This is a genomic window from Mycolicibacterium llatzerense, assembly GCF_025331195.1.
In the GTDB taxonomy this organism is placed as follows: Bacteria; Actinomycetota; Actinomycetes; order Mycobacteriales; family Mycobacteriaceae; genus Mycobacterium; species Mycobacterium llatzerense.
In genome coordinates, this window is sequence record NZ_LXOV01000017.1 from 165,757 (window position 1) to 180,762 (window position 15,006).

Below are 15,006 nucleotides of genomic sequence, written 5' to 3' on the forward strand. Positions count from 1 at the left end.
CCATGACCAATCCGCATTCGGAGGGGGGCGACGACCCGCGCCTGCCCACGCTGACGGCGTGGCGGCAGCGGCTGATCGATGCCGGCTTGGTCTCCAAGACAACATTCAAAGAAGCCCACCTGCGGATGGTGCTGCGGTCCGGGCGCACCGCCGCCGACCAGATCCGCGCAATGCTGCCCGGCTCGGCGTCCCAGCACGCCGACGAACTCGCCGGACTCCTCGCCGACCTGTCCGCTGAGGGCAGCCGGCAGGACCCATCCGAGCCGATGGCGACCGGCGGCCGACACGGAATGGCTGATCGTGAGGTCGCCGACGGCGAGCGAACGGCGATGATCAAGGTCGGGATTCCGGCTGCGGCGGGGCCGGCCCCGGACTCAGCGGTGCGGCCGACGGTTTTCGATGCCAGTGCCATGGATTTCGCGCCGATGCGGGCGGCCGCACAGCGGGGTCGGGAGTATGCGGCCACGGTCGAGAGGACGGATGGCGCCGCCCGGCGGATCAGCTGGCCACCAATGTTGCCGCCACCCGGACCCGCGGAGACCGTGGTCGTCTACCGGCTGGTCAGTGCCGACGACGCGGCGCCCTACTCTCCGGACCGGGCGCACCTGATCACGGCCACGAGCGGCACTGCCGGCCTCGATCCGCAGGCCACTGCAGCGGCGGTGCGCCACTACCAGGTCTGGGCCAACACCGGACCGGACCTGACAGCCGCACTGGCCGCGCAACCGGTCCTGCATGCCGCCGCAGTCGCGGTGAGCCCGCCCACCGAGGTGTCGATCGGCGACGACAACGGCCAGGTCATCGGTCGCTGGACCGTAGCGCCCAGCGTGGCGGCGGTGTTCGTCTACCGGATTCCCGCCGAAGACGCCGGCCGCGACGGACCCCAGTACCGCATTCTCGCCGATGGCGACAACCGCAACGGATGTGTCGATGCCGCCGCCGCGCGCGGCGGCCGCTACACCTACCGGCTGCGCGCCGCGGCCAACGTCGACGGCGTCACCCGACTCTCCGATCCCGTCGACGTCGACGTCGATGTGAGCGCGGTGCTGTCGCCGGTCACGGACCTGACCGCTTCCGTTGGTCTCGACGGCGACTCTTTCGACCTGGCCTGGACGGAGCCCCCTGGCGGGCAGGTCATCGTGTTTCGAACCCAAGATGCGCCAGGCGACAACGCCGCGCACGCCGAACTGCCTGAAGTGGCCCTGGAGCAGGCCGGGCTCGGCGACGAACAACGACTGCGTCGGCCCGTCTCGACGGCCCCTGGCCCGAACTCGGTCGCACCCAGGTCGGTGATGACAGGAGTCTCCTGGCCCGCAGAGTGGAGCCGTGCCTACTTCACGCCGGTGACCGTGTTGGCCGGGCGGGCATTGCTCGGCAAGACCGTCTCGGTGGTGCGGACCGGCGTCATCCGGGACGTCGAACTCGTCGAGTACTGCAACAAGAAGGTGCTGACCTTCGACTGGCCTGACGGCGCGGCGATGGTCGTTGTGCACATCGCTCCGAAAGGACACGACCCCCGAACCGGCCTGACCGGCAAGTCCTTCGAGATATCGCTGGAGGACTACGAGAAGTACGGCGGCATGCACCTGACCGACCAACTTCCGGCGACGGGCTGTTCGTTGCACCTGTCGCCGGTCGCGTTCACCGGCGGCCGCCGGGTGACCGGTGCCGTACGGAGTATCGAATACAACGGCTTGCTGCGTCTGTCGTACGCGGTGCGAGTCGTCACCGACGAGGTCGGCATCCCCAGCCATGCCACCATCGCCGTGCGCTCGGAGTGGGACCTGCCCAACTCACCGGCATTCGTGTTGATCCACAACCCGTCGCGGTTGCCGCTGTCCATCCATGACGGTCAGCCCATCGACGTCGCACCGGTGGACTCCGCCGGTCGCATCTCGGATCATCCCGCCAAAGAACTGCGTTGGTCGGCGTTGACCACCCACGGCACGGGTGAACTGTGGGCGGCCAACCTGCGCGGCGTTGCCGGCTACTTGCGGTTGTTCGTCAACTCTCCGTCGCCGGCGCGGCTGCGCACCATCGCCCTGCTTGACCCCGCCGTCGACACCCTGCGCATCCCGGGTCCCATTGCATGAACGACCGCTACGGGCAACTGACCTACACCTCGTTCGATACCGCGCGCGCGGCCGGTGGCTGGCAGATCAAACAAACCTCCGGAGACCTCACTCCCGACGAAACCAAGGCATTGCTCGCCGGCGTGCGCACGGCCTTCCGGCCGGTCACCCCTCTGCCGGACTACCCGACGCCCGAGCAGCTGGCGGCCGGACCGCGCCGTCTGGCCTACGTATATACCCCGACCGCGGCACATTATTGGCACAGCGTGCCGGCCGGAACGGACAGCACGGGCCGCCCGGGAAACGTCCTCGCCCATGCGCTCATCGACCGCCTGGCCGCGCACCCCGGTGACCGGCCGATCGAACGGTGGCGATCCCCGCAGTGGCTGTGCCCGTTCGGTGCGGCCGCCGTGGCACGAGCCACGCTGCCCACCACCGCGCCCACCCCAGCCGGTGCGGTCAGCCGCGATAGTGTCGTGGCCTTTCTGTTCGACCCCACGATCTGGCGCATGGGCACCCTGTTCGGGCTGCTCGATGCTGTCGCCGCCGCGATGTCCGGAGGACCGCCGGTCGTGCTCGGCACAACGTCACCCGATGCGGCCGCCCAATGGATCGGGCTGATCAGCTACCTCATGTCGCCGGCGACCGCGGCGACGCTGAACTTCAGCACCTTCGACCGCGTCGAGGCCATCGGACAAGCCCTGCACGCCGGCTACCACGTCACCGCCGTCCCGGTATGCGACCTCGATGCCGTCGATCACCACACTCTGGTGGTGATCGACGAAACCGCCACGGTGTCCCTCGGCGAACTCGGTGGTGAACCGCACCGCACCTCCGGTGGGCAAGCCATTGCGGTCACTGCGTGGTCGTCGATGGCCCAAGTGGTGCTGATCGAACCCACGATGGCCGCGCGTGTCTTCGCCGCCATCGACCACCACGCCGCTAAAGCCGGCGATGCCCGACTGCACCCGGCGTGGCCGATGGCCATGGCGGTGGCCACCGACCCCACCTTCGACGATGCCATCGCCGAAGCTCATACCGTCATCGCCGCGCACAGTCCGCCGCACCTGGACGGCGAAGCTGCCGTCCTGGTCGGCCGCGCGGTGACGGACCTGGCAGGCACCACGACCGGTGATGCCTGGCGTGCGCTGGAGTACATCAGCGCCGACGGACCGGCCGCCGAGGCCGCCCGCGAAATCTACTTGTGCCGGGCCATCGCCGACCCCGACTGGCTGAACCAGTCACGCCAGCTGCCCGCGCGTGCCGGCGATCACCGCCGACCCATACCCCCGACGTTGTCGTCGGCGATCGGACCCGCCCTCGACGAAGCGCGCGCCGCGGGTCCCGGCCAACTGTTGCGCGTCGTGGATCTGCTGATTCGCTCCGGTATCAACGATGGACGCTTACTCGCGGCCGCCGAGACCATGGCGCCGGCACTCCTGGCCCCGCACGAAGGGGCGGCCGTGGCCGCGTGTCTGCGCGACACCATCGGTGCATCCACACGGCTGAGGGTCGGCGCCGCGGTGCTACGCGCGGCCCACCCGAACACGGTCGACGATGCCGTGCTGGCCTGGTTGGCCGCGGGCATCACCGCACCCACGCGTGACGGACTGCCCGGCGCGCAGCCCTGGGACCACACCTGGTGCCGTGCCGCCCTGAGAGGAGTGGTCACGCTGCGCCGCGGTCCCCACACGCCCGACGACCGGCTCTCTGCCTTGTGGTGGTTGCGCGTGTCCGGGTCGGAGGACTTTGCTCGTGCGGTTGGTGCGGCAGTCTGGGACCCCGCCGACCTGCTCGCCGTGGTCGGGCCTGCCGACCTGCCCGCCGCCGCCGTGCTGCCGACTTTGCTGGGCGCACCCGACAGCCGCGCCCTGACCGATCTATGCCTGGCGGTGGCCGCGTCGGCCACGGATCCCGTCGCCGACGCGTGCGCAGCTCTGCGTGCCGTCGATGTGCGCACCTGGGCTCACGATGGTGCCGTCGCCGGCCACCAGCCGGCCTACAACGATCTTTGGGACCAGGCCGTCGGCACCGTCGGCGCCGAGCGGGTGCACCGCGACTTCGCCGCGCGCCTGCTCACCGTATCCGTCGCCGCGGCGCTCGACAGCCGGCCCTACCCACAGGTCTGTGCCGATTGGCCCCTCGACTCGACGCTCGCCGGCGACGTCGTCACGGCCGCCGTCGGGTTGATCGCCGGGAGCACCCAGACGACTCGGTTGGCCACCGCCGTCTGCGCCTTGCGTGACGATGACCCCGCCGGCACCCAGGACACGGTGGGTGAGCTCCTCACCCAAGTGGTCCACCAGATCGTCGGTGGTTCGACGCACTCGGATGAGGAGCTGACGGCGGTCGCGGCGCTGATGGGCGAACTGTCCGGAGACACTTCCGAACGCACCGCGCGCCGCTACCGAAAAGCGCTGACCAAATGGTTCGCCGGGATACCCCAGATGCAACCTGGTGGCCCAGCCGTCTTCCAGGGGGAGTACTGATGCCGATCTACGTCGTGGGTGCCCGAGCGCAACGGGTGCGGATTCCAAGCCAGTCGCTGGCGGTAACCGTCACCGGATCGGTGGCGGGTGCCGCTCTGGACATCCGGGCCGGTGCCCAGGCCGTCGTGCGCTCCAGTGCACACCACGCCGTGCTACCGCACATCGACGCTCCGGTGGTTGTGGCGCTCACCCCACTCGGCACTGCGCGCTTCGCCCCGGGAACCGTCGTACATCTGGCGATAGCCCACGACACGCCGGCGGTTGCCGATCCGGTCCAAGTGGCGTTCGACCCGGTCGACATCTCCGGCGAGGCGGTCGTGGTGTTCGCCGAACTGACTCCGCAAGGACCGGACATCGAGGTCGCTGTCAGCGCGCTGGCAGACACCCCGATGAATCCACTGGCCGCCGCGGCGCGCAGCGTCGCGCGAGCCACCGTCGGCCGCGGTCGACCGGCCCGCGCCACGCCCGTGGTCCTCGCGTGTGACACCTCGGCGTCCATGCGGCAATGGTTCGCCGACGGTAGCGTCGCGGCGGCCGCCGACATCGTCGTCGGTGTCGCCGATGCCCTCGGCCTCGGCGCGGTCAGCGCGGTACTGGTCGGCGCCGAGGTCACCGCGGTCCCGCAACCGCCGACTCCTGACGGGTTGGCCACCATGCTCCGCCAGGCCCGGCCCCGCTGGTCGGCCGGAGCGCGCTGGTCCAAACTGGCGCCGGGGCCGGCGCGGGTCATCGTCTGTTCCGATTACGTCCCCACTCAAGTGCGCCAACGCTTTCCGGTGATCGCCGTCTCGGCCGACCAACATCTCGACCCGGCAGCCCGGCTGCCGGTGCCGCCGCCGGGGCAAGATGCCACCGCGGCGTTGCTGGCCCATCCCGCGGCGTTGCAGCGCGTCGCCGCCGCCGTGGTGAGGGACCTTTCGTGAGCAAGTGCCCACGCTGTTTCACTCCGCTGAACCCGCACCATCACCTGTGGACTCTTCCGGTCCAGGCCGGTGGTCAGCGCTACCGCGATGACATCGCCACCGCATTCCAGGGCGCCCCGGCCGACATCGGTCCCGTGTTCACCTGGACCCGACCACCCGGATTCCCCGGCCCGCCACCGGTCGCACAGGCCAGCCAGACCCTCAAAGGCCCGGCGGTCGAAATCTGCCCGGTCTGTCACTTCGAACTGCCGAACGGCTGGCGCACGGGGCATGCCATCTGCATCGCCATGGCGGGCGCCCGCGCGACCGGCAAAAGCCTGTTCATCGCGGTACTGATCAAACAGCTGCAACTCCTGGGCGAAACCCTCGGAATCTCCATCGAACCTGCCACTCGCAGCACCGCGGCGGCCTACGCCACCACATATGAAGAACCGTTGTTCGTGCAGCGCGGGCTGATCCCGCCGACCCCCACGGTGGACACCCAATCCTCCCGGCATCGCGAACCGCTGATGTTCTCGCTCGGCACCTGGCATGGTGTCCCGCGTTTCCTCGTACTGCGCGACGTCGCCGGCGAGGACATGGAATCCGGTGATCTACACGCGCCGGCGTTCCGATTCTTCGCCAACGCCGACGCCGTCTTCTTCATGTTCGACCCGCTGCGCGTCAAATCCGTGCGTGATCAACTGCAAGACCTGCTGCCCGCCCAGAGCATCAGCGGCGGCGACCCGCGCAGCGTGCTGAACAACGTGCGCCTCGCCATCGGACCGGGTCAACCCAAACTGGCGGTCATCCTGTCCAAGTTCGACGCTCTGCGCGCCCTGCGCGACGTGGAAGGTTCCGAATGGAGCCTCATCATGTCCAATTCCGGCGCCGGGTTCATGCGGGATACCTCCGGCTTCCGTTACTACGACGACGGCAGCGGAAGGCTACTGCACGAAGAGGTTCGCAGCCTGCTCACCAAACTCAATGCCGGCCCCATGGTGGCCGCCGTGGAAAACCCCGCAACCGGCGGCCCACTGCCATTCCGGTACTTCGTGGTGTCCACACTTGGGCAACCACCATCCGGGAATCGCTTGCACCCACGCGGAATTGCGCCGTTCCGTTGCACCGACCCCGTCCGCTGGGTCACCTCGGCCTACGGCGTCCTCTGAACCAGCGACCGCTGACGCACACCGCTCGGAGGTCACCCTGCGCGACGGATGGTGTCGAGGATCTGCGCGATCAACTCCGGGCGCGTTTCAGCCGAACCGTTGTTGTTGACCGACACGATGAACACCACGGTGCCGGGTTGGCCAGGAACGGTGGTGGCGACCATCCAATGATTCGCTGTCGTTGTGCCGCACGCGCCGGGCGCAATCCCGGTGACCGTCGCGACGACCGATACCGCAGGGTTACCCCCGATCGTGTAGTTGCTCGGTGAAGCCAGGACGACTTTCGGCACGACCCCGCTGTCGGAGGTGTAGATGTCGGCCACGGTCGTTGCTTCGGCGCGGATGGCGGCGCCGGGATCGTTGATCTTGCTCGCGCCGGCGGTGCCGGTGACCGCGAGCGATGACTTTTCACACCCTGGGCTCCGATTCGGCAACTCCGCGGTGCCCTTGAGTACGCGAATCGGGCAGGTGCCGAACGGGCCGTCCGGGCATGCCTTTTCCCAGCCGATGATGGTCGAGCAGGACGGGACGTTCCAGCCCGGTGGCACATCGTAGGCCAAGCCGCTCGGTGTGACGACGGTCTGCCAACCCGGTGGCGTCTGTGCTGTCGGGCCGCTGGTGACCTGTCCGCAGGTGCCGGTGCCGCCGGTTGGCGGCGGCGCTGCCGACGTTGTCGCGGAGCCTGCGGTGGACGGCGGTGCGGATACGCTGGTCGTGGTGTCCGGGCCCGCCACGGCGCTGGACTGCGTTGCAGCGGTGGAGGTTTCGGCAACAGTGCTGGAATCGTCGTCGCGGTTGAGGCCCCAGAAGACCCCGGCGACGACGAGGGCGACGACGACCACCGCCGCGACCGAGATGATGATCCACGAGGTGTTGTTGCGCTTGGATTCCACTGCCGGCAGTGGCGGCGGGATGTGGCCCCACCCGGTCTGGCCTGGGCCCGCGCTCTGGGGGTGCCCGCCGAAAGGATCGAGCCCCCCGGTCGGTAACTGCTGTCCGTACTGAAATGGGTCGCCACCGGGTTGCCCGCCATTCGGCGGCTGGGGCGGATTCTGCGGCGGGTAAGTCATGGTGTCCCTTGTGGTCGCATGATCGGGTCTGAGGCAACGTCCGCTGCTGATCGGCGTCGGTGGTCGTGCGTGAGGGGGAGGCCATCGGTGGTGGGCCATGCTCGGACTTCGGGCAATACAACCATATCGGCCACCGGAGCATGCCGAGTGCCAACACCGCGCCGACTACCGCCCCAGATCGACTGGTCGACGACGTGGAGGGGCTGGGTGTCTGTGATATTCAAGACGTGGACCACGGGTCCGAGACTGTCCGACGGAAGGGGTTCGATGTCCGCTCCATGGCAGCCTGGGCATTTCGGTCCGGGTCAACCGCTGAATATGCCGGCCCCGGAGTACCCCGTCTTCGTCGCGTCGTCGAGCGACTCCGGGCCGCCGGAGTCAGCGGCGCCGTCGGGTGCCACGGCGATCATCGCGGCGGTCTTGAGTCTGCTGGGTTGCGTGGCGATGGTGGCGCAGTCGATTCTCAATTGGCACTTGGTGTCGGTGTGGGGGGCGACGCCCATCGATGGCACCAATGATTCCCCTCAGCACTACCTGGTCTCATTCGACATCGCCATGGGCGTTGTTCAGGCGATCACGGCCGTGACCTTGCTGACCGGCGGCGCGCTGTTGATCATGGGGCGATCAGCGGGCCGCTGGATCGTGATCGGGAGTTGCGCCGCGGTGCTGCTGGCGAATGCGATCGGGCTCGTCTATGTCCTTACCGTGCTCGACGAATTGGACGGCACGCTCCATGACCGATACAGCCATTCGCTCGGGGCTGCGCGGTTGAGCTCGACGCTGCTGACACTGGTACCGATGAGCTTCGCCCTCATCACCGGTCTATTGGCCGTGCTGAAGTCGACCGCGGCGTGGTGCCGATTCAAGAGCGATCGCGCGCAGGTGGCCTCGCGCGCCAATTCTTCCGGGTACCCGCAGCCGTACTAGGCGCTGCTGCCGTCGGCGCGGTCGGTCAGTTGATGGGCGCGTTGAGCCAGTGCAGGTCGTCGAGCATGCCGCGGGCCGCCACGATGCCCTGACCGGTCTGCCACACCTCGTTGTTCACGATGAACACCCGGTTGTCGCGGGTGGCCGCGAGCTTCTTCCAGGCCGGGCTGTCGAGCAGGGTCCTGGCCTGTTCCTTGGCGGCCGGGGAATCGAATGACAGATAGACGATGTCACCGTCGGCCGACGAGAAATCGGTGCTGGGACGCAGCTTCGAGATGTCGATCTCGTGGTACGGCTTGTCGGTAAATCGTTGTGGCGCAGGCCGATCCGCGCCGATCCGGGCCAGCACACTGCCGGGGAAGTTGTTCGCGCCCCAGACCCGCATGGTGCCCTCGGTCAGTTGCACGACCGACACCTGGAAATGCGGGGCGTCGTTCTGTCCGCCGACCTTCGAGGCGTCGGCGTTGAATCCGTCGACCAGTGCGCCGGCGGCGACGCCGCGACCCGTGGCCGCACCGACCATGCGCAGATCGTCCTGCCAGGCCGCGCCGGACGGTCCGGTGAGCACGGTCGGCGCGATCGCCGACAAGGCGCCGTAGGTGTCCGACGTCGCCGACGCCTGCGAGCCGATGATCAGGTCGGGATTGGCGCCCTTGATGGCCGCCATGTCGGGCGCGCTCCGGGTGCCCGCCGTCGGCGCGTTGTGGATGACGGTGCCCAGGTATGAGGTCTGGCCCGAGGAATCCGTCGGGGTCGCCGCGGCGACGACGCGGGACTGCAGTCCCAGCGCGCACAGCGCGTCGAGTGCGGTGCCCGAGAGCACGACGATGCGCTGCGGGTCGGCCTTGACGTCCGTGTCGCCCGCCGCATGGTGCACCGAGCGCGTCGGCGGGCCGTCCTCGAGTGCTGCCGGGGCCGGCGCGCATGAGTCGTCGGGCCGGCGCTGGTTGCCCAACACGCCGGAGGTGGCGATACGCGTGGTGCTGGTGATGGGAGCTGAGTTCGCCGTCGGCCGGTCGCTGGTGTGGCCCGAACAGCCCGTCAGGACGGTCGCGGCTGCCGCGCTGAGGGCGGTGAGGACCACTGCGCTCGCGCTGGCCTGCCGGGTACGGGGAGTCGGAAACTGCACGTGGCCGACGGTAACACTCAGGCGGTCCGGCCCAGATGAGGCGCGGTCGCGGCCGCCGGCGCCACGCCGGTGCCGGCGGCCGGTCCAGCCAATTACGACAGTTTGTAGGACCCTCGCCGCAAGGCTGTGCAATGGGGGATAAGATCACCGGCAGACAACATGGGATGCCCCGTGTGCTCGAACTATTCGCCCGGAACATTTGGAGGATCTGTTGGTAGCCGAAGCGCCCCCAATCGGAGAACTCGAGGCTCGTCGCCCGTTCCCGGAGCGTATGGGCCCCAAGGGCAACCTGATCTACAAGCTGGTGACCACCACCGATCACAAGCTGATCGGCATCATGTACTGCGTCGTCTGCTTCGTGTTCTTCTTCATCGGTGGCTTGATGGCGCTGTTCATGCGCACCGAGCTGGCCATGCCGGGACTGCAGTTCCTGAGCAACGAGCAGTTCAACCAGCTGTTCACCATGCACGGCACCGTGATGCTGCTGTTCTACGCCACCCCGATCGTGTTCGGCTTCGCGAACCTGGTGCTGCCGCTGCAGATCGGCGCCCCGGACGTCGCGTTCCCGCGGCTGAACGCCTTCTCCTTCTGGCTGTTCCTGTTCGGCGCGATGATCGCCATCGCCGGCTTCATCACCCCCGGTGGTGCCGCTGACTTCGGCTGGACCGCCTACTCGCCGCTGACCGACGCGATCCACTCGCCCGGTGCCGGTGGCGACCTGTGGATCGTCGGCCTGGCCGTCGGTGGTCTTGGCACCATCCTCGGCGCCGTCAACATGGTCACCACCGTGGTCTGCATGCGCTGCCCGGGCATGACGATGTTCCGCATGCCGATCTTCACCTGGAACGTCCTGGTGACCTCGATCCTGGTGCTGCTGGCCTTCCCGCTGCTGACCGCCGCGCTGTTCGGCCTGGCCGCTGACCGCCACCTGGGCGCGCACATCTACGACCCCGCCAACGGCGGCGTCCTGCTGTGGCAGCACCTGTTCTGGTTCTTCGGCCACCCCGAGGTGTACATCATCGCGCTGCCGTTCTTCGGCATCGTGTCGGAGATCTTCCCGGTGTTCAGCCGCAAGCCGATCTTCGGTTACACCACCCTGATCTACGCGACGCTCGGTATCGCCGCACTGTCGGTTGCTGTGTGGGCGCACCACATGTACGCCACCGGCGCCGTGCTGCTGCCGTTCTTCTCGTTCATGACGTTCCTGATCGCGGTCCCGACCGGTATCAAGTTCTTCAACTGGATCGGCACCATGTGGAAGGGGCAGTTGACCTTCGAGACGCCGATGCTGTTCTCGGTCGGCTTCCTGATCACCTTCCTGCTCGGTGGTCTGTCGGGCGTGCTGCTGGCCAGCCCGCCGCTGGACTTCCACGTGACGGACAGCTACTTCGTCATCGCGCACTTCCACTACGTGCTCTTCGGCACCATCGTGTTCGCCACCTACGCGGGCATCTACTTCTGGTTCCCGAAGATGACGGGCCGCCTGCTCGATGAGCGCCTGGGCAAGCTGCACTTCTGGCTGACCTTCATCGGCTTCCACACCACCTTCCTGGTCCAGCACTGGGTCGGTGACGAGGGCATGCCGCGTCGTTACGCCGACTACCTGCCCACCGACGGCTTCACCACGCTGAACGTCGTGTCCACCATCGGTGCCTTCATCCTGGGCCTGTCCACGCTGCCCTTCGTATGGAACGTGTTCAAGAGCTGGCGTTACGGCGAGCCCGTCGTGGTCGACGACCCGTGGGGCTACGGCAACTCCCTGGAGTGGGCCACCAGCTGCCCGCCGCCGCGGCACAACTTCACCGAGCTGCCCCGGATCCGTTCGGAGCGCCCGGCGTTCGAGCTGCACTACCCGCACATGGTCGAGCGGATGCGCGCCGAAGCGCACATCGGCCGATCGCACCACTAGAAATCAGCCGACCCGCCCGCGCCTAAGGCGCGGGCGGTTCTGCGTTAGGGGACCTAACGGATGACGCAGGAAAGCAAATCGAACGGGTCGGTGCTGATCACCGTCACCGGACTGGACAAGCCGGGTGTGACGTCGACGCTGTTCGGCGTGCTGTCGCGGCACAACATCGAACTCTTGAACGTCGAGCAGGTGGTCATCCGTGGCCGCCTGACGCTCGGCGTGCTCGTTGCGGTGCCGGCCGAGGTGGCCGGCGAGGTCCTGCGCAGTGACGTGCAGCAGGCCATCGGGGAGCTGGGTCTGGATGTCACGATCGACAGCAGTGACGACCAGCCCGTCCTGACCGAGCCGTCGACCCACACGATCGTGGTGCTGGGCCGGCCCATCACTGCCGAGGCCTTCACGGTCGTCGCCCGCGAGGTCGCGGCGCTCGGGGTGAACATCGACTTCATCCGCGGTGTGTCCGATTACCCGGTGACCGGGCTGGAGCTGCGGGTGTCGGTGCCGCCGGTGGGCGGGGCCTACGCGCAGCTGCAGGCGGCGCTGGCCCGTGTCGCGGTCGACGAGGGCGTCGACATCGCGCTCGAGGACTACAGCCTGGCCCGGCGGGCCAAGCGGCTCATCGTGTTCGACGTCGATTCGACCCTGATCCAGGGTGAGGTCATCGAGATGCTGGCCGCCCGTGCCGGCGCCGAGGCCAAGGTCGCCGCGATCACCGAGGCGGCCATGCGCGGCGAGCTCGACTTCGAGGAGTCGCTGCGGGAACGTGTGGCCACGCTCGCCGGTCTGCCGGCCGAGGTAGTCGATGAGGTCGCCGATCAGATCGAGCTCACTCCGGGCGCCCGGACCACCCTGCGTACGCTGCGCCGGCTGGGTTACCACTGTGGTGTGGTCTCCGGCGGGTTCCGTCAGGTGATCGAGCCGCTGGCCGAGGAACTGATGCTCGACTTCGTGGCGGCCAACCACCTGGAGATCGTGGACGGCAAGTTGACCGGACGGGTGACCGGCCCGATCGTCGACCGTCCGGGCAAGGCGAAGGCGCTGCGTGACTTCGCCAACCAGGCCGGCGTGCCCATGGAGCAGACCGTCGCGGTCGGCGATGGCGCCAACGACATCGACATGCTGTCGGCCGCGGGCCTCGGGGTGGCGTTCAACGCCAAGCCGGCGCTGCGGGCCGTCGCCGACGCCTCGCTGAGCCACCCGTATCTGGACACCGTGCTGTTCATCCTGGGCATCACGCGTGGCGAGATCGAGGCCGCCGACGCCGTCGACGGTGTGGTGCGCCGGGTCGATATTCCCTAGCCAGGACACACCGGGACCGCTGTCGCGTTACAGTGGTGACTATTGATATTGATTTGCTGCGTAAGCGTGTGGGAGATGGTGACATGAAGCGTGCGGTTCTGGTTGGTGTGAGTGCTGTCGCGTTGGTCGCCGGCCCCTTGTCGGTCGTCTCGCTGACGGCGGCCGCGCCGGCCTACGCGTGCCCGTGGGGGACCGTGCCGAGCCACTTCGAAGGGGTGTGCGTCAAGGGCACGGCGAATGGCAGTGGCCCGCAGGCCGTGCCGCCGCAGACGTCCAACAGCGGCACGGGCGCACAGATCACCCAGTCGGTCGGTGGGTTGCAGACGGTCAACGGCATTCCGTGCACGCCGGAGCACCTCGGCACCTGCATCGGCCTGATTCAGAGCCAGCAGTAATACCGCTCAGACCATGACGGCGTGCGCGTCCGGCGCACCGGCGCCGGTGACGCCGCGCCACGCCTGAGCCAGCACCGCAACCGATTCGCGCAGGCGCTCCTCGGGTTGGGTGTAGGGCACCCGGATGAAGCGCTCCAGGGTGCCGTCGACCCCGAATCGGGGACCCGCCGGGATGACGAGCCCCATCCGGGATGCCGCGGCGGACAGCGCTGAACTCATGGGTGCGGGTAGCCGCATCCACATCGACATGCCGCCGTGGCAGGGGCTGGCCGTCCAGTCCGGAAGTTGTTCTCGCAGCAGCGAACTCACGAGGTCCCGTCGGTCGCGCAGCAGTTCGCGCCGGGCGGGCAGCACGGTGTCGGCCTGCCGGAGCAGGTCGGCCGACGCCAGTTGCTCGACGATGGCGGTGCCCAGGTCGATCGACGGCCGCACCGCGGCGATGGCGGCCAGCGTGGACCGTTCGGCACGAATCCAGCCCACCCGCAGCCCGCCCCAGAACGACTTCGACATCGAGCCGACGGTGATCACCAGGTCGCGGCGGCTCTCCAGGTAGGAGGCCAGTGGCGGCGGCAGTGGCTGGTCCAGCCAGATGTCGCAGATGGTTTCGTCGATGATGGTGCGGGTCCGGGTCTCGGAGATGATGCGGGCGAGCCGTTCCCGCCCCGCGGCCGGCAGGCTCAGCCCGGTCGGGTTGTGGTTGTCGACGATCAGGTACGCCAGATTGGGGGCCAGTTGCCGCATGGCGGCCTGCACGGCGTCCAGTTCCCAGCCGTCGTCGGTCATGCTGACCGGCACCGGTCGGGCCCCGGACGCGGCGATCAGCGAGATGGCGCCGTGGTAGGTCGGCTGTTCGATCAGCACCCGGTCGCCTGGACGGGCATAGGTGGCCAGCACCAGATTGATGGCGTGCAGCGCCCCGCTGGTCACCATGATCTCGTCGGGATCGGTGGGAAGTCCTCTGGCGCAATATCTTTCGGCGATGGCCTGGCGGAGCTCGAGGACGCCGGTGAGCTCGATGCCGATGTCGTGCAGGTGCGGCGCCAGACGCTGGGTGGCGCGGGTGAAGGCCTCGAGGGTGGCGGCCGCCGGTGCGGACGGGGCGGCGTCGGCCAGGCTCAGCGTGCCTGTTCGGACGATGGGCGTCGGCCCGGCGGTCGGCGCGGTGTGTGGCAGGGCCGTGGTGCTGCGGGCGCCGCGCCGGGCGTTGAGGTAGCCGTCCTCGCGGAGCTGGGCGTAGGCCGCCGTGACGGTGGTGCGGGAGACGCGCAGGGCGTCGGCCAGCGCGCGTTCGCTCGGATACCGGGCGCCGACGGGGAGGCGGCCGTCGACGATGAGCAGCCGGATGGCGTCGGCCAGGCCCAGATAGGCGGGGCCACTGAGGCTGGAGGTGCGCCAGTTGCCCAATTCGCGTGCCAGAAGGACTTCGTCAAGTGATCTGGCTGACATCTCGATCGACATTGAAGCCAGTATCGACCAACTGGCTATTGATAAGCAAGCCAGTTGGTCGGAAAACTGGTGTCATGCGTACGAACTGGCTATCTAAACTGGCTGCCAAGCACCTCCGGTCAGGACGCGACAACCGCGCCGATATCCGTGATCTCGATGCCGCCCGAGTCCGTCACGAACTGGATGCCATCCGTGC

General features: G+C 68.3%; 11 protein-coding genes. 8 read left to right on the forward strand and 3 right to left on the reverse strand.

Annotation, left to right across the window (positions count from 1 at the left end):
- Window positions 1-2 precede the first annotated feature (2 nt).
- The 4 genes from A7G45_RS28460 to A7G45_RS28475 are packed head-to-tail and all read left to right on the forward strand — an operon-like array spanning window position 3 to window position 6,635.
- A complete protein-coding gene (locus A7G45_RS28460; RefSeq protein WP_260941871.1) occupies window positions 3-2,093 on the forward strand; it encodes a SaeA-related protein in 2,091 nt (696 codons plus the stop codon).
- A complete protein-coding gene (locus tag A7G45_RS28465) occupies window positions 2,090-4,561 on the forward strand; it encodes a GAP1-N2 domain-containing protein (RefSeq protein ID WP_260941873.1) in 2,472 nt (823 codons plus the stop codon). Before A7G45_RS28460 ends, A7G45_RS28465 begins: the two co-directional genes overlap by 4 nt.
- Window positions 4,561-5,484: a hypothetical protein gene (locus A7G45_RS28470; RefSeq protein WP_260941875.1), complete on the forward strand. Its 924-nt coding sequence runs from the start codon at window positions 4,561-4,563 to the stop codon at window positions 5,482-5,484. Before A7G45_RS28465 ends, A7G45_RS28470 begins: the two co-directional genes overlap by 1 nt.
- Window positions 5,481-6,635, forward strand: coding sequence for a hypothetical protein (locus A7G45_RS28475; RefSeq protein WP_260941877.1), 1,155 nt, complete (start codon window positions 5,481-5,483; stop codon window positions 6,633-6,635). Before A7G45_RS28470 ends, A7G45_RS28475 begins: the two co-directional genes overlap by 4 nt.
- Before the next feature lie 32 nt (window positions 6,636-6,667).
- On the opposite strand, the gene A7G45_RS28480 is transcribed toward A7G45_RS28475, so the two are convergent.
- Window positions 6,668-7,705: a DUF8017 domain-containing protein gene (locus A7G45_RS28480; RefSeq protein WP_260941879.1), complete on the reverse strand. Its 1,038-nt coding sequence runs from the start codon at window positions 7,703-7,705 to the stop codon at window positions 6,668-6,670.
- A 267-nt stretch (window positions 7,706-7,972) separates the two neighbouring features.
- Between A7G45_RS28480 and A7G45_RS28485 the strand changes: the two genes are divergently transcribed.
- A complete protein-coding gene (locus A7G45_RS28485) occupies window positions 7,973-8,632 on the forward strand; it encodes a hypothetical protein (protein WP_260941881.1) in 660 nt (219 codons plus the stop codon).
- Window positions 8,633-8,657: 25 nt separating this feature from the next.
- Here the strand turns inward: A7G45_RS28485 and A7G45_RS28490 are convergent, their stop codons facing one another.
- Window positions 8,658-9,761 (reverse strand): ABC transporter substrate-binding protein, encoded by a 1,104-nt coding sequence (locus tag A7G45_RS28490; protein ID WP_260941883.1) that lies wholly within the window; start codon window positions 9,759-9,761, stop codon window positions 8,658-8,660.
- Between the two features lie 211 nt (window positions 9,762-9,972).
- Between A7G45_RS28490 and ctaD the strand changes: the two genes are divergently transcribed.
- The 3 genes from ctaD (at window position 9,973) to A7G45_RS28505 (ending at window position 13,364) form a co-directional block, all read left to right on the forward strand.
- Window positions 9,973-11,670, forward strand: a complete 1,698-nt coding sequence (gene ctaD / locus A7G45_RS28495; protein WP_260941884.1) for an aa3-type cytochrome oxidase subunit I — start codon at window positions 9,973-9,975, stop codon at window positions 11,668-11,670.
- A gap of 60 nt (window positions 11,671-11,730) precedes the next feature.
- A complete protein-coding gene (serB, locus tag A7G45_RS28500) occupies window positions 11,731-12,969 on the forward strand; it encodes a phosphoserine phosphatase SerB (protein WP_260941885.1) in 1,239 nt (412 codons plus the stop codon).
- Between the two features lie 83 nt (window positions 12,970-13,052).
- Complete coding sequence (locus A7G45_RS28505) at window positions 13,053-13,364, forward strand: hypothetical protein (RefSeq protein ID WP_260941886.1); 312 nt, start codon at window positions 13,053-13,055, stop codon at window positions 13,362-13,364.
- Between the two features lie 6 nt (window positions 13,365-13,370).
- Here the strand turns inward: A7G45_RS28505 and yczR are convergent, their stop codons facing one another.
- Window positions 13,371-14,822 carry a MocR-like transcription factor YczR gene (gene yczR, locus A7G45_RS28510; protein ID WP_260941887.1) on the reverse strand — a complete coding sequence of 484 codons (1,452 nt, stop codon included), beginning with the start codon at window positions 14,820-14,822 and terminating at the stop codon, window positions 13,371-13,373.
- Window positions 14,823-15,006 lie beyond the last annotated feature (184 nt).